This window comes from Microcella daejeonensis (genome assembly GCF_026625045.1).
GTDB classification, from domain to species: Bacteria; Actinomycetota; Actinomycetes; order Actinomycetales; family Microbacteriaceae; genus Microcella; species Microcella daejeonensis.
The window spans coordinates 2463676-2481482 of sequence record NZ_CP113089.1 but is presented as its reverse complement, the minus strand read 5'-3'; the positions used below and the strand labels follow the sequence as shown (position 1 = coordinate 2481482).

12 protein-coding genes and 1 tRNA gene are annotated in these 17807 nt (G+C 70.6%); 4 read left to right on the top strand and 9 right to left on the bottom strand.

Annotated features, from left to right (window positions below; genetic code table 11):
* Positions 1 to 6: 6 nt before the first annotated feature.
* The 3 genes from uvrA to coaE all read right to left on the bottom strand — a co-directional run bounded on the left by uvrA (position 7) and on the right by coaE (position 5943).
* A complete protein-coding gene (gene uvrA, locus OVN18_RS11940) occupies positions 7 to 3102 on the bottom strand; it encodes an excinuclease ABC subunit UvrA (RefSeq protein WP_267780994.1) in 3096 nt (1031 codons plus the stop codon).
* Between the two features lie 103 nt (positions 3103 to 3205).
* A complete protein-coding gene (uvrB, locus tag OVN18_RS11935) occupies positions 3206 to 5275 on the bottom strand; it encodes an excinuclease ABC subunit UvrB (protein WP_267780993.1) in 2070 nt (689 codons plus the stop codon).
* A 44-nt stretch (positions 5276 to 5319) separates the two neighbouring features.
* Positions 5320 to 5943 carry a dephospho-CoA kinase gene (gene coaE / locus OVN18_RS11930; RefSeq protein ID WP_267780991.1) on the bottom strand — a complete coding sequence of 208 codons (624 nt, stop codon included), beginning with the start codon at positions 5941 to 5943 and terminating at the stop codon, positions 5320 to 5322.
* Between the two features lie 57 nt (positions 5944 to 6000).
* On the opposite strand from coaE, the gene OVN18_RS11925 reads away from it, so the two are divergent.
* On the top strand, positions 6001 to 6597 hold the full coding sequence (locus OVN18_RS11925; RefSeq protein WP_267737241.1) for a DUF4126 domain-containing protein: 597 nt from the start codon (positions 6001 to 6003) through the stop codon (positions 6595 to 6597).
* Positions 6598 to 6681: 84 nt separating this feature from the next.
* On the opposite strand, the gene rpsA is transcribed toward OVN18_RS11925, so the two are convergent.
* From rpsA to polA, 4 genes are all read right to left on the bottom strand, one after another.
* The gene (gene rpsA, locus OVN18_RS11920) at positions 6682 to 8127 is read right to left on the bottom strand and encodes a 30S ribosomal protein S1 (RefSeq protein ID WP_267737240.1); all 1446 of its coding nucleotides are present in this window, start codon (positions 8125 to 8127) and stop codon (positions 6682 to 6684) included.
* Between the two features lie 220 nt (positions 8128 to 8347).
* Entirely contained in the window at positions 8348 to 9346 is a 999-nt protein-coding gene (locus OVN18_RS11915) for an epimerase (RefSeq protein WP_267780990.1), read from the bottom strand.
* On the bottom strand, positions 9343 to 11007 hold the full coding sequence (locus OVN18_RS11910) for a DUF885 domain-containing protein (RefSeq protein WP_267737238.1): 1665 nt from the start codon (positions 11005 to 11007) through the stop codon (positions 9343 to 9345). Before OVN18_RS11910 ends, OVN18_RS11915 begins: the two co-directional genes overlap by 4 nt.
* Positions 11008 to 11017: 10 nt before the next feature.
* The gene (gene polA, locus OVN18_RS11905) at positions 11018 to 13699 is read right to left on the bottom strand and encodes a DNA polymerase I (RefSeq protein ID WP_267780989.1); all 2682 of its coding nucleotides are present in this window, start codon (positions 13697 to 13699) and stop codon (positions 11018 to 11020) included.
* A gap of 79 nt (positions 13700 to 13778) precedes the next feature.
* Here polA and OVN18_RS11900 point away from each other — a divergent pair, with 79 nt between their 5' ends.
* The gene (locus OVN18_RS11900; protein WP_267780987.1) at positions 13779 to 14204 is read left to right on the top strand and encodes a hotdog fold thioesterase; all 426 of its coding nucleotides are present in this window, start codon (positions 13779 to 13781) and stop codon (positions 14202 to 14204) included.
* A gap of 67 nt (positions 14205 to 14271) precedes the next feature.
* Here OVN18_RS11900 and OVN18_RS11895 read toward each other — a convergent pair whose 3' ends face one another.
* Positions 14272 to 14913 (bottom strand): ANTAR domain-containing response regulator, encoded by a 642-nt coding sequence (locus tag OVN18_RS11895; RefSeq protein WP_267737235.1) that lies wholly within the window; start codon positions 14911 to 14913, stop codon positions 14272 to 14274.
* Positions 14914 to 14962: 49 nt separating this feature from the next.
* Between OVN18_RS11895 and OVN18_RS11890 the strand changes: the two genes are divergently transcribed.
* Together OVN18_RS11890 and OVN18_RS11885 are read left to right on the top strand one after the other, a co-directional pair.
* A tRNA-Leu gene (locus tag OVN18_RS11890) sits at positions 14963 to 15045 on the top strand.
* A 315-nt stretch (positions 15046 to 15360) separates the two neighbouring features.
* Entirely contained in the window at positions 15361 to 16197 is an 837-nt protein-coding gene (locus OVN18_RS11885; RefSeq protein WP_267780986.1) for a hypothetical protein, read from the top strand.
* A gap of 126 nt (positions 16198 to 16323) precedes the next feature.
* Here the strand turns inward: OVN18_RS11885 and pyk are convergent, their stop codons facing one another.
* A complete protein-coding gene (gene pyk, locus OVN18_RS11880; RefSeq protein ID WP_267737233.1) occupies positions 16324 to 17781 on the bottom strand; it encodes a pyruvate kinase in 1458 nt (485 codons plus the stop codon).
* Positions 17782 to 17807 lie beyond the last annotated feature (26 nt).

The following is a 17807-nucleotide window of genomic DNA, read 5'->3' as shown; positions in this document are numbered from 1 at the left end:
GGATGCTCAGCCCGCCGCCCGCGGCGACCGCGCGGCCCGCTTCGCCGCACCGCCGCCCCCGGTCGTCGAGCTCGCGCTCTTCGCGGTGCCGGCCTTCGCCGTACCGCCCTTGCCTGCGCCGCCCTTCGCCGCGCCGCTCTTGGACGGCGCGCTCTTCGCGACGGCGCCCTTCTTCGCGGTCGCCGTCGCGCGGCCTCGCGTGACGGGCGCGGCGATCACGTCGGTCTCGGGCAGCAGCTCGGCGAGGAATCGACCGGTGTGGCTGCCCTCGACCGTCGCGAGCTGCTCGGGCGTGCCGGAGGCGAGCACCGAGCCGCCCCCGGAACCGCCCTCGGGCCCGAGGTCGATGAGCCAGTCCGCGGCGCGGATGACGTCGAGGTTGTGCTCGATCACGACGACCGAGTTGCCCTTGTCGACGAGGCCGCCGAGAACCGCGAGGAGCTTGCGCACGTCCTCGAAGTGGAGGCCCGTCGTCGGCTCGTCGAGCACGTAGATGCTGCGGCCGTTCGAGCGCTTCTGCAGCTCGGTGGCGAGCTTGACGCGCTGCGCCTCGCCGCCCGACAGGGTCGTCGCGCTCTGACCCAGCCGGACGTACCCGAGCCCGACCTCGACGAGGGTCTTCAGGAACCGGTGGATGGCGCTGATCGGCTCGAAGAAGTCGGCGGCCTCCTCGATCGGCATGTCGAGCACCTCGGCGATGTTCTTGCCCTTGTAGTGCACCGACAGGGTGTCACGGTTGTACCGCGCTCCCCCGCACACCTCGCAGGCGACGTACACGTCGGGCAGGAAGTTCATCTCGATCTTGATCGTGCCGTCACCGGCGCAGTTCTCGCAGCGGCCGCCCTTGACGTTGAAGCTGAAGCGCCCGGGCAGGTACCCGCGCATCTTCGCCTCCTGCGTCTCGGCGAAGAGGGTGCGGATGCGGTCGAACACGCCCGTGTAGGTGGCGGGGTTCGATCGGGGGGTGCGCCCGATGGGCGCCTGGTCGACGTGCACGACCTTGTCGAGGTGCTCGAGCCCCGTGATGCGGGTGTGCTTGCCGGGAACCTGCCGCGCCCCGTTGAGCCTGTTGGCGAGCACCTTGTAGAGGATGTCGTTGACGAGCGAGCTCTTGCCCGAGCCGCTGACCCCCGTCACGGCGACGAAGACGCCGAGCGGGATGTCGACGGTGACGTCGCGCAGGTTGTTGGCGCGCGCCCCCTCGATGGTGAGGGTGCGACCGAGGTCGACCGGGCGGCGTCGCACCGTCTCGACCACCTGACGCCGGCCCGCGAGGTAGTCGCCCGTGATCGACTTCTCGTTCGCGAGCAGGCCCTCGTAGCTGCCGGAGTGCACGACCTCGCCGCCGTGCTCGCCCGCACCGGGGCCGATGTCGACGATCCAGTCGGCGGTGCGGATGGTGTCCTCGTCGTGCTCGACGACGATGAGCGTGTTGCCGAGGTTCTTGAGCTTGACGAGCGTGTCGATGAGACGGCGGTTGTCGCGCTGGTGCAGGCCGATCGAGGGCTCGTCGAGCACGTACAGCACTCCCGTGAGGCCCGAGCCGATCTGGGTCGCGAGCCGGATGCGCTGCGCCTCGCCGCCCGAGAGGGTGCCGGCCGCGCGGGCCATGCTGAGGTACCCGAGACCGACCTCGAGCAGGAACTCCAGTCGCGCCCGGATCTCGCGCAGCACGGCGGCGGCGATCGTGGCCTCGCGCTCGGTGAGACTGATGCCCTGCATGAAGTCGTACGCGTTCTGGAGGCTCAGCTCGGCCACCTGAGCGATGCTGCGGCCGTTCACCTGGACGGCGAGCACCTCGGGCTTGAGTCGCGCTCCGTCGCACTCGGGGCACGGGACCTCGCGCAGGTACTCGGCGAACCGCTGCTGGGACCAGTCGCTCTCGGCCTCGGCGTATTTGCGCTCGATGTAGGGGATGACGCCCTCGAACCCGGTCGAGTAGGTGACGTCGCGGCCGTAGCGGTTACGCCACTTGACGCGCACCTCGAAGTCGTTGCCGTGGAGGATCGCGTCCTGCGTGCTCTCCTCCAGCTCGCCCCACGAGGTGTCGAGCGAGAAGCCGAGGTCGCGCGACAGACCGGCGAGCAGCTTCTGGAAGTAGCTGTACAGGCCCTTGCCCTGCTGGTTCCAGGGCAGGACGACGCCGTCGTTGAGGCTCAGGCTGGGATCGCCGATGAGCAGATCGACGTCGACCGCCATGCGGGTTCCGAGACCGGAGCAGACGGGGCAGGCGCCGAAGGGCGCGTTGAAGGAGAAGGTGCGGGGTTCGATCTCGGTGAGCTGCAGCGGGTGGCGGTTCGGGCAGCTGAGCTTCTCGCTGAAGGTGCGGCGACGATCAGCCGCCTTCTCGTCGCGGTCGACGTAGTCGACGACGACGAGCCCGTCGGTGAGCCGCAGCGCCGTCTCGAGCGAGTCGGTGAGCCGGGTGAGCCCCTCGTCGTTGGCGACGAGGCGGTCGACGACGACGGAGATGTCGTGCTTGACCTGCTTCTTGAGGGCCGGGGGCTCGCTGAGCTGGATCATCTCGCCGTCGACGACCGCGCGCGAGAAGCCGCCCTGCGCGAGCTCGGCGAAGAGGTCGACGAACTCGCCCTTCTTCTGGCTGACGACCGGGGCGAGGATCTGGAAGCGCGTGCCCGTCTCGAGCGTCATGAGCTCGTCGGCGATCTGCTGCACCGTCTGGCGCTGGATGGGCTCCCCGCAGACGGGGCAGTGCGGGATGCCGACGCGCGCCCAGAGCAGGCGCATGTAGTCGTAGATCTCGGTGATCGTGCCGACCGTCGATCGCGGGTTGCGGTTGGTCGACTTCTGGTCGATCGAGACGGCCGGGCTGAGGCCCTCGATGAAGTCGACGTCGGGCCGGTCGACCTGCCCGAGGAACTGCCGCGCGTAGGCCGAGAGCGACTCGACGTACCGGCGCTGGCCCTCGGCGAAGATCGTGTCGAAGGCGAGCGAGCTCTTGCCCGACCCCGACAGACCGGTGAACACGACGAGCGAATCCCGCGGGATCACCACGTCGACATCGCGAAGATTGTGGACCCGTGCGCCGCGGACGCTCAGGTGGGAATGGAGGTCGAGAGGGGATGCCGGCACTCGCGTCATTCTACGTGCGACCCCCGACATTCCCCCGTGGGCGCCCAGCCCCCGCGCAAGCCCGAGCCGGGCATCCCGCCCCGTCGACGCCGGATCGGCGAGCCCGCCCGCATCAGCGCACGTGCCCCGCCTCGACCATCTGCCGCAGCTCGCGCTTGAGCTCCTGCACCTCGTCGCGCAGGCGCCCGGCGAGCTCGAACTTGAGCTCCTCGGCGGCCTGCAGCATCTGGGCGGTCAGGTCGGCGACGATCGACTCGAGCTCGGCGGCGCCCTCGGCGGCCTTGCCCTCGCGGCGCAGGCGCGGGGTGGGCGACTTCTTGCCGCCCTGCGCTCTGGCGGCGAGCAGCTCGGCGGTGTCCTCGCCCTCGCGCACGAGCTGGTCGGTGATGTCGGCGATCTTCTTGCGCAGCGGCGTCGGATCGATGCCGTTGGCGAGGTTGTACTCGACCTGGCGCTCACGACGGCGGGTGGTCTCCTCGATGGCCTGCGCCATCGAGGGCGTGACGACGTCGGCGTACATGTGCACCTCGCCGGAGACATTGCGCGCCGCGCGGCCGATCGTCTGGATGAGCGAGGTCGAGGAGCGCAGGAAGCCCTCCTTGTCGGCGTCGAGGATCGCGACGAGGGAGACCTCGGGCAGGTCGAGGCCCTCGCGCAGCAGGTTGATGCCGACGAGGACGTCGAAGACGCCCTGCCGGAGCTCGCGCAGCAGCTCGACCCGGCGGAGGGTGTCGACGTCGGAGTGGAGGTACTGCACGCGCACCCCGGCCTCCTGCAGGAACGCGGTCAGCTCCTCCGCCATCTTCTTCGTGAGGGTCGTGACCAGGACGCGCTCGTCGCGCTCGACGCGCACGCGAACCTGCTCGAGCAGGTCGTCGATCTGGCCGAGGCTCGGCTTCACGACGATCTGCGGATCGACGAGCCCCGTCGGGCGGATGATCTGCTCGACGACCGTGTCGGTGATGCCGAGCTCGTACTTGCCCGGCGTCGCCGAGAGGTAGACCTTCTGACCCGTGCGGTCGAGGAACTCCTCCCACCGCAGCGGACGGTTGTCGAGCGCGCTGGGCAGCCGGAAGCCGTGCTCGACGAGCGTGCGCTTGCGCGAGGCGTCGCCCTCGTACATCGCGCCGATCTGGGGCACCGTCACGTGGCTCTCGTCGATCACGACGAGGAAGTCCTCGGGGAAGTAGTCGAGCAGGCAGTTGGGCGCCTCGCCCGGCTGCCGACCGTCGATGTGTCGCGAGTAGTTCTCGATGCCGTTGCAGAACCCGATCTGCTCCATCATCTCGAGGTCGAAGGTCGTGCGCATGCGGAGCCGCTGCGCCTCGAGCAGCTTGCCCTGCCGCTCGAGCTCGGCCAGGCGCGGCTCGAGCTCCTCCCGGATGCTCACCATCGCCCGCTGCATCGTGTCGGGCGAGGCCGCGTAGTGCGTCGCCGGGAAGACGGAGACCGCGTCGAGCTTCTTGACGACGGCGCCCGTGAGCGGGTGCAGAGCGAACAGGCCCTCGATCTCATCGCCGAACATCTCGATGCGGATCGCGAGCTCCTCGTACACCGGGATGATCTCGATCGTGTCGCCCCGCACGCGGAACTTGCCCCGCGAGAAGTCGACGTCGTTGCGCTGGTACTGCATGCCGACGAAGCGGCGGATGAGCGTCTCGCGCGAGATCTGCTCCCCCACCTGCAGGGCCACCATCGCCTCGAGGTACTCCTCCGCGGCGCCGAGGCCGTAGATGCAGGAGACCGTCGAGACGACGACGACGTCGCGCCGGCTCAGCAGCGAGTTGGTCGTCGAGTGGCGCAGCCGCTCGACCTCCGCGTTGACCGAGCTGTCCTTCTCGATGAAGGTGTCGGTCTGCGGCACGTAGGCCTCGGGCTGGTAGTAGTCGTAGTACGAGACGAAGTACTCGACCGCGTTGTGCGGCATGAGCTCGCGGAACTCGGTCGCCAGCTGCGCGGCGAGGGTCTTGTTGTGCGCGAGCACGAGCGTCGGTCGCTGCACCTGCTCGATGAGCCAGGCCGTCGTCGCGGACTTGCCCGTACCGGTCGCGCCGAGCAGCACGATGTCGGTCTCACCGGCGTTGATGCGCGCCGTCAGCTCGGCGATCGCCTGCGGCTGATCACCGCTCGGCGTGTACTCGCTGACGACCTCGAAGGGGCGGACCGAGCGCGTGGGTTGCATGGGGAGAGCCTAGGACTCGCCACCGACATCCTGCTGGGCGCCGATCAGGCCGAGGGGATGCCCGCCGCGCGCTCGGCGAGGATCGACTCCCACAGCGCATCCACCTGCTCGAGCGTGCGCTCGAGGCTGCCCGAGGCGTCGATGACGTGGTCGGCCATGGCCCGGCGCTCGGCGTCGGGGATCTGCGCGGCCACGCGGGCCTCGGCGGCCGGGCGCTCCATGCCGCGCAGGGTGACGAGACGCTCGATGCGGGTGGCGGCAGGGGCATCCACCACGATCACCGCGCTGAACTCGCTCGCGGCCCGCGCCTCGGCGAGCAGCGGCACGTCGTAGATGGTCACGGCAGCGGGATCCTCCGCCTCGATCGCCGCGACGCGGCGCGCGTAGGCCTCGCGCACGGCAGGATGCACGATGGCGTTGAGCGCCAGGCGCTGCGCGTCGTCGCCGAAGATGATCGCGCCGAGGGCCGCCCGATCGAGCGCGCCGGTGGCGTCGAGCACGCCGGGGCCGAATCGCTCGACGATCGCGGCGAGAGCGGGAGTGCCCGGCTCGACGACCTCGCGGGCGAGCGCGTCGGCGTCGATGATGCGCGCGCCGAGCTCGGCGAAGCGCGCCGCGACCGCCGACTTCCCCGCGGCGATGCCGCCCGTGAGACCGATGACGTTCATAGCGCCGACTGTACCGCCCGCTACCATGACGGCACCGACGACCGAAGGGGGCCTCTCGTGCTCGAAGTGCTGACCGGGACGGGCCTCGCGGTCGCGGCCGGACTCAACGCCTACGTGCCGCTGCTCGCCCTCGGGCTCGCGGGGCGGTTCCTCGACGTCGTGCAGCTGCCCGCCGGATGGGCGTGGCTCGAGAACGAGTGGGTGCTCGGCATCATCGCGGTGCTGCTGGTCATCGAGCTCGTCGCCGACAAGGTGCCCGTCGTGGACACGGTCAACGACTGGCTGCAGACGATCGTGCGCCCGGCATCCGGCGGCATCGTCTTCGGCACGGGCGCGACGAGCGAGACGGCCGCCGTGAGCGACCCCGCCGCGTTCGTGGAGTCGGGCAACTGGGTCCCCGTCGTCATCGGCGTCGTCATCGCCCTGCTCGTGCACCTCGCGAAGATGGCGATCCGGCCGGCCGCGAACGCGCTGACCGCCGGCGCGGCCGCCCCGATCCTCTCGGTCACCGAGGATGCCGGCGCCCTCCTGCTGAGCGTCCTCGCGCTGCTCATCCCCGTGCTCGTGGTCGTGGCGCTCATCGGCGCCGTGGTCGTGGTGGTCGTGGCGCTGCGGCGCGCGCGTCGTCGGCGACGGTCGGTCTCCCCCGCCTGAGACCGCGGCCGCGCGTCCGGGAACGCGGAACGGGCCGCCCTCCGTGAGGAGAGCGGCCCGTTCGCGGTGGTGCGTGCTGCTGATCTAGCTGTTGCTCGAGAGCTTCTCGCGCAGAGCGGCGAGCGACTCGTCGTCGGCGAGCGTTCCGCTGCCGGCGGTGTCGGAGCTGAACGTCGAGCCGCTGGGGAGGTCGAGAGCGGCCTCCTCGGTGAGCGACGCGGCGACCTGCTTCTTGTGCGCCTCGTAGCGGGCCTGGGCGGCAGCGTAGTCCTGCTCCCACTTGGCGCGCTGCTCGTCGAAGCCTTCCTTCCACTCGCCCGACTCGGGGTCGAAGCCCTCGGGGTACTTGTAGTTGCCGGCCTCGTCGTACTCGGTCGGCATGCCGTACACCGCGGGGTCGAACTCGGTGCCCTCGGGGTCGACGCCCTCGTTGGCCTGCTTGAGGCTCAGCGAGATGCGACGGCGCTCGAGGTCGATGTCGATGACCTTGACGAACACCTCGTCGCCCACGGCGACGATCTGCTCGGCGAGCTCGACGTGCTTGCCCGAGAGCTCCGAGATGTGCACGAGGCCCTCGATGCCGTCCGCCACGCGCACGAAGGCGCCGAACGGGACGAGCTTCGTGACCTTGCCCGGTGCGACCTGGCCGATCGCGTGGGTGCGGGCGAAGACCTGCCACGGGTCCTCCTGCGTCGCCTTGAGCGAGAGCGACACGCGCTCGCGCTCGAGGTCGACCTCGAGGATCTCGACGGTGACCTCCTGGCCGACCTCGACGACCTCGCTGGCGTGCTCGATGTGCTTCCAGCTGAGCTCGGAGACGTGGACGAGACCGTCGACGCCGCCGAGGTCGACGAACGCGCCGAAGTTGACGATCGACGAGACGACGCCCTTGCGGACCTGGCCCTTGGCCAGGTTGTTGAGGAACGTCGTGCGGCTCTCGGACTGCGTCTGCTCGAGCAGGGCGCGGCGCGACAGGACGACGTTGTTGCGGTTCTTGTCGAGCTCCAGGATCTTCGCCTCGAGCTCCTGACCCAGGTACGGGGTGAGGTCGCGCACGCGGCGCAGCTCGATGAGCGAGGCGGGGAGGAAGCCGCGAAGACCGATGTCGACGATGAGGCCGCCCTTGACGACCTCGATGACCTGACCGGTCACCACGCCGTCGGCGTCCTTGATCTTCTCGACGTCCCCCCATGCGCGCTCGTACTGGGCGCGCTTCTTGGACAGGATGAGGCGGCCTTCCTTGTCCTCCTTCTGGAGGACGAGGGCCTCGACGGTGTCGCCGACGCTGACGACCTCGGTGGGGTCGACGTCGTGCTTGATCGAGAGCTCGCGCGAGGGGATGACGCCCTCGGTCTTGTAGCCGACGTCGAGGAGGACCTCGTCGCGGTCGATCTTCACCACGGTGCCCTCGATGAGGTCGCCGTCGTTGAAGAACTTGAGGGTCTTCTCGACCGCGGCCAGGAAGTCTTCAGCAGAGCCGATGTCGTTGATGGCGATCTGCTTGGGGGCCTTGGTCGTTACGATGGTCATGTAGTAGTTGCTCCGATGCGGACATGGGTCGGGCCCGGGGCGACGCATCGCGCGGCGCGGGATGCTGATGATGTCGCAGGTGGTGATTTCCGCCGCAGTGCGGGTGCATTGCGATCGGAGCCCGGGCAAGCGGACAGGATGTACGTCAAATCGACGACTCCCCAGCCTATCCCGCCCGATGACTCCGCGGCAAACGCCCGCCTCGTCGTTCTCCGGGAGTTCAGCTCCGCGACGGCGAGAGGATGCTCCGCAGCGCCTCCTCGAGATGCGGGTGCTCGAAGCGGAACCCGGCGGCCTCGAGCCGCTCCGGCACCACCCAGCGGCTCTTGAGCACGAGCTCGCTCTCAGTGCGGATCGCGATCGAGCCGAGCTCGAGCATCCATCGCGGCATTGCCGGCCCGACGGGCCTGTTCAGGATGCGGCGCAGGTGCGCCATGAGCTCGGCGTTCGTCTCGGGATTCGGCGCGGCCGCGTTGATCGGCCCCTCGATGCCGGGCCGGGTCTCGAGCCATTCGACGATGCGCACGACGTCGTCGAGATGCACCCAGCTGAACCGCTGCCGGCCGTCGCGGCTGCGCTGCGGGTTCTCGGTGCCCGCCGCGCGGCGCCGCCGTGAGGGGAACCAGCGGCCGTCGCTCTGCGCTCCCCCGGCGCCGAGCCGGGTGAGCGCGACGAGCGGGGCGAGCGCGCTGCCGTCGCCGAGCACGATCGGCAGGCGCAGGGCGATGCGGCGCGTGCCGGGCAGGTCGGGGTCGAGGAGCGCCTCCTCCCAGGCGGTGGCCACCGACACCGAGAACCCTCGACCGATCTCGCCCGTCGACTCCGTCTGCGGACGATCCATCGCGTGGCGGTAGATCGTCGCCGTGGAGGCGTTGATCCACAGCGGCGGAGGGGTGCCGGCGCGGGCGATCGCGAGACCGAGCTCGCGGGTCGTCTCCACGCGCGAGCGCAGGATCTCGGCGCGGTTCGCCGCGGTGTAGCGGCAGTTGACGCTCTTGCCGGCGAGGTTGATGAGGACATCGGCCCCGTCGAGCAGGTCGGCGATCCCTGCGGCGTCGCCCCATCGCACGCGCTCACGGCGCCCGATCCGATCGACCCGCCATCCGCGCTGCTGATAGGCGGATTCGAGACGCCCGCCGATGAAGCCGGAGGCCCCGGCGATGACGACGCGACCCGCACGGGCGGCGCTATCGGTGCCGGGGCGCTCCGGGGAGGTCATCCGAGCAGTGCCGTCTTGAGGGTGTCGAGGCCGACGCCGCCGAGGTCGAGGGCCTTCTTGTGGAAGGCCTTGTTCGAGAACGCCGCGCCCTCGCGGGCCTTGTACTCGTCGCGGATCTGCTCCCAGATGCGCTGACCGACCTTGTAGGAGGGGGCCTGGCCCGGCCAGCCGAGGTAGCGGTTGACCTCGAACTGCACGAAGCCGTCGTTCATGTTGACATTGCTGCGCAGGAAGGCGAAGGCGTCGTCGCTCGTCCACGTGCGGCCGGTGGTGGGATGCTCCTTGCCGAGGTGCACGCCGATGTCGAGCACCACGCGCGCGGCGCGCATGCGCTGCCCGTCGAGCATGCCGAGCCGGTCGGCCGGGTCGTCGAGGTAGCCCAGCTCCTCCATGAGGCGCTCGGCGTAGAGCGCCCAGCCCTCGGCGTGGCCGCTCGTGCCGGCGAGCAGGCGCCGCCACGAGTTGAGCTCGGCACGGTTGTAGACGGCCTGGCCGATCTGCAGGTGGTGCCCGGGAACGCCCTCGTGGTACACGGTCGTCGTCTCGCGCCAGGTGTCGAAGGAGTCGACTCCCTCGGGGATCGACCACCACATGCGCCCGGGGCGCGAGAAGTCGTCGGTCGGGCCGGTGTAGTAGATCGCGCCGCCGGGGGTCGGGGCGATCATGCACTCGAGCGCCCTCACGGGCTCGGGGATGTCGAAGTGCGTGCGTGAGAGCTCGTCGACGGCCGTGTCGCTCAGCTGCTGCATCCACGCCTTGAGGGCGTCGCGGCCGTGGAGCTTGCGGGACTCGTCCTTCTCGAGGTGCGCGATCGCCTCCTCGACGCTCGCACCGGGGAGGATCTCGTTGGCGATGCGCGTCTGCTCCTCGACCATGCGGGCGAGCTCCTCCTTGCCCCACTCGTAGGTCTCGTCGAGGTCGATGGTCGCGCCGAGGAAGCGCCGCGACATGAGGCTGTAGAGCTCGCGGCCGACGGCGTCGTCGTGCCGCGCGGCGGGGGCGAGCTCGCCCTCGAGGAAGTCGCCGAAGCGGCCGTAGGCGTCCGCGGCGCGCTCGGCGGCGGCGGCGAGGTCGTTCTTGAGGCTCTCGGGCACCTCGGCCGCGCCGGTGAACTCGGCGAAGAAGCCGTCGCGCGCGGCGTTCGTGCGCACCTGGCTGAGCACCTCGCGCACCTGTCGGACGGCGGGGGTGTTGCCGTTGGCGATGCCCTCGCGCAGGGTCTCGGCGTAGCCGTCGAGAGCGTCGCCGACGCGATCGAGACGGCGGGCGATGACCGCCCAGTCGTCCTCCGTCGCGGTCGGCATGAGGTCGTAGATCTCACGGATGCCCTGCGCGGGCGAGGCGAGCACATTGATGTCGCGCGCCGCCCAGCCGGCCTCCTCGAGCTCGACGTCGAGCCGCAGCTCGGCGGAGAGGTCGGTGATCGTCACGCGGTCGGTCTCGTCGACGGCGTCGGCGGCGTCGAGCTGGGCGAGCGTGCGCTTCTGGGCGCTCAGCAGCTCGGCCCGCCCGGCCGGCGAGTAGTCGCTGTACTCGTCGAGCTTCTCGGTGCCGCCGATGTAGGTGGCGAGCTCGGGGCTCAGGGCGGAGAGGGTCTGCACCCACTCCTCGGCGATGCGGTCAACGGGGGTCGGCGTACGGCCGGCAACGGTGTCAGACATGAGCAGAAGCCTAGTGCGCCGCCTCGTCCCAGTTCCGGCCGACTCCCACCTGCACCTCGAGCGGCACGCGCAGCTGGGCCGCCCCGCCCATGCGCGAGCGCACGATCTCCTCGAGCGTCTCGCGCTCGCCCGCGGCCACCTCGAAGACCAGCTCGTCGTGCACCTGCAGGAGCATCCGCGAGGCCATCGAGCGCTCGCGCATGTCGGCGTCGACGCCGATCATGGCGATCTTCATGATGTCGGCCGCGGTGCCCTGGATGGGGGCGTTGAGCGCGGCCCGCTCGGCGTTCTCGCGCAGAACCCGGTTCGGCGAGTTGAGGTCGGCGAAGGGGCGGCGGCGACCGAAGATCGTCTCGGTGTAGCCGTCCTCCTTCGCCTGCACGACGACGCCGCGCAGGTACTCCCGCACGGCTCCGAAGCGGGCGAAGTAGTCGCTCATGAGCTGCTTGGCCTCGGCGGACTCGATGCGCAGCTGCTTGCTCAGGCCGAAGGCGCTCAGTCCGTAGGCGAGGCCGTAGCTCATCGCCTTGACCTTCGTGCGCATGAGCGGGGTGACCTCCTCCGGGGGCACGCCGAAGATGCGCGCGCCGACGAAGCGGTGCAGGTCCTCGCCGATCGTGAAGGCCTCGATGAGGCCCTCGTCGCCCGAGAGGTGGGCCATGATGCGCATCTCGATCTGCGAGTAGTCGGCCGTCAGCAGACCCTCGAAGCCCTCCCCCGCGACGAAGGCGGCGCGGATGCGGTGGCCGACCTCGGTGCGCACGGGGATGTTCTGCAGGTTCGGGTCGGTCGACGAGATGCGCCCCGTCGTCGTGCCCGTCTGGTCGTAGGTGGTGTGGATGCGGCCGTCCTCGGCTGTGGCCTTCTCGAGGCTCTCGATGATCTGGCGCAGCTTCGTCGCGTCGCGGTGCTGCAGCAGCAGCCCGAGGAAGGGGTGCGGGTGCTTCTCCTGCAGGTCGGCGAGCGAGGCGGCGTCGGTGGAGTAGCCGGTCTTCGTCGCGCGGGTCTTCGGCATGCCGAGCTCGTCGAAGAGCACCTGCTGCAGCTGCTTCGGCGAACCGAGGTTGACCTCGCGGCCGATCTCGCCGTAGGCCTTCTCGGCGAGCTCGCCCGCCGTCGTGCCGAGCTCGGCGTTCAGCGCCGTGAGAGCGGGCCGGTCGACGGCGACCCCGGTGCGCTCCATGCGCGCGATGACGGGGGTGACGGGAAGCTCGATCTCGGTCAGCACGCGGGTGCTGCTCTCGGCGAGGCGCTCGCGCTGGGCGGCGACCACCCGGCCGAGGAACCAGGCGCCCGTCGCCGGCGGGGTCGCCGCGGTGTCGGGCACGAGCTGGTTCGGGTCGCTCTCAGGCAGGCTCTCGCCGAGCGCCGCGCTCACCAGTTCGGCGAGGGTCTGCGGCTTGGAGCCGGGGCGCTCGAGCCAGGCGGCGAGGGCCGCGTCCCAGACGACGCCCGCGAGCGACAGGTCGTGGTCGGCGAGGATGCCCGCCGCGCGCTTCGCGTCGACGACGAGCTTGGGCGCGGAGGCGTCGCCGAGCCACTCCTCCAGCGCCGCGTAATCGGGCCGCCCCGCGGCCCAGTTGACGTGCACGGTGGGCGTGGACGCGGAGCCGGCGGCAGAGGCGAGGCCGAAGCCCTCGAGGTGCCCGAGAGGGGCATCCACCACGAGGGCGATCGGATCGCCGGCGGCGACCGCGGCGCGGAGCCAGGCCGCGAGCTCCTCGTCGACGAGCGTCGCCACGGGCGGCGCGTCGGCGGCGGGGCCGGCGGCGTCGCCCTCGGAGGACATGTCGGCGCCCTCGGCCGCGGCGATCTTCAGCACGCGCTCGGTCAGGGTGCGGAACTGCAGGCGCTCGAAGATGCTCTTCACCGCGGGCACATCCATCGGGCCGCGCTCGAGGTCGTCGGGCCCGACGGGGAGCTCGAGGTCGGTGAGCAGGCGGTTGAGCCGGCGGTTGCGCTCGGCGCGGTCGCGCTGCTCGCGCAGGTTGTTGCCCACGACGCCGCCGATCTCGTCGGCGTGCTCGAGCAGGTTCTCGAGGGAGCCGTACTGGGTGATCCACTTCACCGCGGTCTTCTCGCCGACCTTGTCGATGCCCGGCAGGTTGTCGCTCGTCTCGCCGACCAGGGCCGCGATCTCGGGGTACTGCTCGGGCGCGATGCCGTAGCGCTCGCGCACCGTCTCGGGGTCGTAGCGCTTGAGCTCGCTGACGCCTCGGGCGTTGGGGTAGAGCAGCGTGACGTTCTCGTTCACGAGCTGGATCGTGTCGCGGTCGCCCGAGACGACGAGGACGTCGTAGCCCTTCTCGGAGCCCTGGTGGGCGAGGGTCGCGAGGATGTCGTCGGCCTCGTAATCCTCCTTCGTGATCGTCGTCACGTTCATCGCCGCGAGGGCCTCCTGCAGCAGCGGCACCTGGCCCACGAACTCGGGCGGCGTCTCGCCGCGGGTGCCCTTGTACTCGGGGTACTCGCGGGTGCGGAAGGAGAACCGCGAGATGTCGAAGGCGACGGCGACGTGCGTGGGCTTCTCCTTCGCGAGGAGGCCGAGGAACATCGAGATGAAGCCGTGGATGGCGTTGGTGTGCTGCCCGTCGTGCGTCACGAAGCTGTCGACCGGCAGGGCGTAGAACGCCCGGAATGCCAGCGAATGGCCGTCGACGATGAGCAGAGTAGGCTTCCCGGAGTCCGTCACGCCGCCAGCCTACTGCCGTGCTCCGACACCGCGCCGGGCGCCCGGCGGCCCTCCCGACACCCCTCGAAGGACCCTCGCGATGACGCTGTTCCCCGCCGATCTCGACCCCGAGCTCTACGAGCGCCTCATCACCTCGGGCGGCGGGGCGCTCACCCGCAAGATGGGCATCGAGTTCAGCGAGCTCGGCGCCGAGCGATCGGTGGCGCGGATGCCCGTCGAGGGCAACACGCAGGTGATCGGTCTGCTGCACGGGGGCGCGCACGTCGTGCTCGGCGAGAGCCTGGGCTCGATCTCCTCCGCCATCCACGCCGGAGCGGGCCGCTACGCCGTCGGCATCGAGATCAACGCCACCCACTCCCGCTCGGTCACCGCGGGCTGGGTGACGGGCACGTGCACGGCGCTCGTGCTCGGGCGCACGCTCGCCACGCACGAGATCGTCATCCGCGACGAGGAGGGTCGACGGCTCTCGACCGTGCGCATGACCAACATGCTGCGCGACCGCTGACGCGGGCCGCGCATCCCGTCGCCCGCATCGCTGCGTAGGACGGATCGGGCCGGGCTATTCGGCGGGGCTATTCGGCGGGCTCGGCCTCGGCCGCCTTGCGCGGCTCCTTCTTCGGCGCCAGCTGGTCGATGATCGCGTGGGCCACGGCCTGCATGGTGGTGCGACGATCCATGGACGCCTTCTGGATCCATCGGAAGGCCTCGGGCTCGGTCAGCCCCATGCGCTCGTTGAGCAGGCCCTTGGCGCGGTCGACGAGCTTGCGGGTCTCGAACCGCTCGACGAGGTCGGCGACCTCGGCCTCGAGGGTCAGGATCTGCTGGTAGCGGCTGAGGGCGATCTCGATCGCGGGCAGCAGGTCGTTCGGGGTGAAGGGCTTGACCACGTAGGCCAGGGCGCCGGCCTCGCTCGCCTGCTCGACGAGCTCCTTCTGCGAGAAGGCGGTCAGCAGCACGACGGGGGCGATGTGGTTCTCGCTGAGCCGCTTGGCGGCCTCGATGCCGTCGAGCTGCGGCATGCGGATGTCCATCACGACCAGGTCGGGGCGCAGCTCGGTGGCGAGGGCCACGGCGGTCTCGCCGTCACCGGCCTCACCGACGACGTCGAAGCCGTTGTCGCGCAGGATCTCGACGATGTCCATGCGGATCAACGACTCGTCCTCGGCGACGACGACACGACGGGGGGCGACGGTGCTCTGTTCCTGGTCACTCACGGTTGTAGAGCCTACGGTATCGTCGACCTGCCGCCCCCAAAGGGGCTGCGCCGGCTTGGCGGAATGGTAGACGCGGCGCACTCAAAATGCGCTGTCCGAGAGGGCGTGTGGGTTCGAGTCCCACAGTCGGTACGCGACACCACGCGCGCGCCTCAGGCCGAGCCCGGTGCGCCGACGCTGCGCGTCGCGGGGTTCGAGTCCCACAGTCGGTACGCGACACCACTCGCGCGGCTGAGGCCGAGCGCGGTGCGCCGACGCGATGCGTCGCGGGGTTCGAGTCCTGCAGTCGGTACGCGACACCACTCGCGCGGCGCAGGCCGAGCGCGGTGCGCCGACGCGATGCGTCGCGGGGTTCGAGTCCCCTCCCCCACCTGTGCGCGGGCTGTCAAGCCCCCTGCGGCCGCGCGCGGAGTGCGCTTCGATGGGCTCCGACTATTGGAGGTCACTATGAGCACTCCCGACGATCGCGAGCGCATGCCCCGCACCCCGCCCGCCGAGCGCGACCCGGCGGCACGCACCGAGCACCTCGACCACGCGGATCGCACCGACCGCGTCGACCCCGTCGACGACGCGACGCGCCGCGACCACGACGCCCCCGCCGCGCCCACCCGCGCGGTGCCGGCCGCCGCGGCACCTGCTGCGCCCGTCGCCGCTCCCCCGGTCGACGATCGCGCGCGGCACGCCGACCCCGTCGTCGAGGACCCCCGCACGGTGCAGCGCGAGGTCATCGCCCGCGAGAAGGAGGCCTTCGGCGGCATCCAGTGGGGTTCGGCCTTCTTCGGCTGGCTGACCTCGGTCGGCACGGCCGTGCTGCTCACCGCGCTCGTCGCGGGAACGGGCACCGCGCTCGGCCTCGCCACGAGCACGAGCCCCGATGAGGCGATCGAGGGCGCGGCGCAGAGCGTCGACACCGTCGGCATCGTCGGAGCGGTGCTGCTCGGCATCATCGTGTTCGTCGCCTACTACGCCGGCGGATACGTCGCCGGGCGGATGGCGCGCCTGAGCGGAGCCAAGCAGGGCGTGGCCGTCTGGGTGTGGGCGCTCGTCATCGCCGTCGTCGTCGCCATCATCGGCGCTCTCGGCGGCGCCGATCTCAACGTGCTCGCGAACCTCAACGGATTCCCGCGCCTGCCGATCGGCGAGGGCGAGCTGACGACCATCGGCATCGTCACCGCGGTCGTCGCGCTGCTCGTCAGCCTGCTCGGAGCCGTCGTCGGAGGGCTCGCCGGCATGCGGTTCCACCGCCGCGTCGATCGTGCGGGGCTCGGGCTCGACCCGCGCTGACCCCCGGATCGAGCAGCACTCGGCCGGGGCGCAGCCCCGGCACGTCGAACGGCCCGGCACCCGCGAGAGCGGGGGCCGGGCCGTTCGCATCCCGTCGCCTCATCGGCGGAGGGGACGATGCCGTGATCAGTCGGCGTGATCACCGCTCTGCCAGGCGGGGGCCTTGGCGTTGACGGCGTCGCCGATCGTGTGCACGCGCAGATCGTTGGTCGAGCCCGCGATCCCGGGAGGGGACCCGGAGATGACGACGACCTTGTCGCCGACCTCGGCGAGCCCCTCGCGCAGCAGCACCTCGTCGACCTGGTGGTACATCGCGTCGGTGTGGTCCACGCGGTCGACGAGGAAGGACTCGATGCCCCAGGTGAGCGACATGCGGCGCTGGATGGCCTCCGAGGGCGTGAACGCCTTCATCGGGATGCGGAAGCGCAGGCGCGACATGCGGCGGGCGGAGTCGCCGGACTCGGTGAAGACGCAGACGTACTTCGCCTCGACGAAGTCGGCGACCTCGGCGGCGGCGAGCGTGATGGCGCCGCCCTGGGTGCGCGGCTTGGTGCCGAGCGGCGGGATGCGCTCGAGGCCGTGCTCCTCGGTGGAGGCGACGATGCGCGCCATGGTCGAGACGGTGATGACGGGGAACTCGCCGACGCTCGTCTCGCCCGACAGCATGACCGCGTCGGCGCCGTCGAGAACGGCGTTGGCGACGTCGGAGGTCTCGGCGCGGGTCGGGATCGGGCTGCCGATCATCGACTCGAGCATCTGGGTGGCGACGATGACGGGCTTCGCCATGCGGCGCGAGAGCTCGACGGCGCGCTTCTGCACGATCGGCACGGCCTCGAGCGGCAGCTCGACGCCGAGGTCGCCGCGGGCGACCATGATGCCGTCGAAGGCGTCGATGATCTCCTCGAGGGCGTCGACGGCCTGGGGCTTCTCGATCTTGGCGATGACGGGGATGCTGCGCCCCTCCTCGGCCATGATCTCGTGCACGCGCACGACGTCGGAGGCGTTGCGCACGAAGGAGAGCGCGATGTAGTCGGCACCGAGCTTGAGGCCCCAGCGCAGGTCGTCCTCGTCCTTCTCCGACAGAGCGGGCACGTTGACGGCCACGCCCGGCAGGTTGATGCCCTTGTTGTTCGAGACGGGGCCGGCGACGACGACCTCGGTGCGCACGCGCACGCCGTCGGTGTCGAGCACCTTCACCTTGACCTTGCCGTCGTCGATGAGCAGGAAGTCGCCGGGCTTGACGTCGGCGGGCAGGCCCTTGAAGGTCGTGCCGACGAGCTCCTTGGTGCCGAGCACGTCCTCCGTGGTGATGGTGAAGACGTCGCCCTCGGCGAGCTCGTGCGGGCCGTCGGCGAACTTGCCGAGGCGAATCTTGGGGCCCTGCAGGTCGACGAGCACGGCCACGGGGTGGTCGGCGTCGGCGGCGGCCTGGCGGACGTTGCGGTAGACCTCCTCGTGCACGTCGTAGGTGCCGTGGCTGAGGTTCATGCGGGCGACGTCGACGCCCGCCTCGATGATGGCGCGGATGTTCTCGTAGCTCGCGGTGGCGGGTCCGAGGGTGGCGACGATCTTTGCTCGTCTCATGACTTCCTTACAGGGGTGGTGGTGGT

Coding starts and splice junctions, on each gene's coding strand:
- uvrA (WP_267780994.1), bottom strand. CDS start 3,102: ATGACGCGAGTGCCGGCATCCCCTCTCGACCTCCATTCCCACCTGAGC.
- uvrB (WP_267780993.1), bottom strand. CDS start 5,275: ATGCAACCCACGCGCTCGGTCCGCCCCTTCGAGGTCGTCAGCGAGTAC.
- coaE (WP_267780991.1), bottom strand. CDS start 5,943: ATGAACGTCATCGGTCTCACGGGCGGCATCGCCGCGGGGAAGTCGGCG.
- rpsA (WP_267737240.1), bottom strand. CDS start 8,127: ATGACCATCGTAACGACCAAGGCCCCCAAGCAGATCGCCATCAACGAC.
- OVN18_RS11915 (WP_267780990.1), bottom strand. CDS start 9,346: ATGACCTCCCCGGAGCGCCCCGGCACCGATAGCGCCGCCCGTGCGGGT.
- OVN18_RS11910 (WP_267737238.1), bottom strand. CDS start 11,007: ATGTCTGACACCGTTGCCGGCCGTACGCCGACCCCCGTTGACCGCATC.
- OVN18_RS11900 (WP_267780987.1), top strand. CDS start 13,779: ATGACGCTGTTCCCCGCCGATCTCGACCCCGAGCTCTACGAGCGCCTC.
- OVN18_RS11885 (WP_267780986.1), top strand. CDS start 15,361: ATGAGCACTCCCGACGATCGCGAGCGCATGCCCCGCACCCCGCCCGCC.
- pyk (WP_267737233.1), bottom strand. CDS start 17,781: ATGAGACGAGCAAAGATCGTCGCCACCCTCGGACCCGCCACCGCGAGC.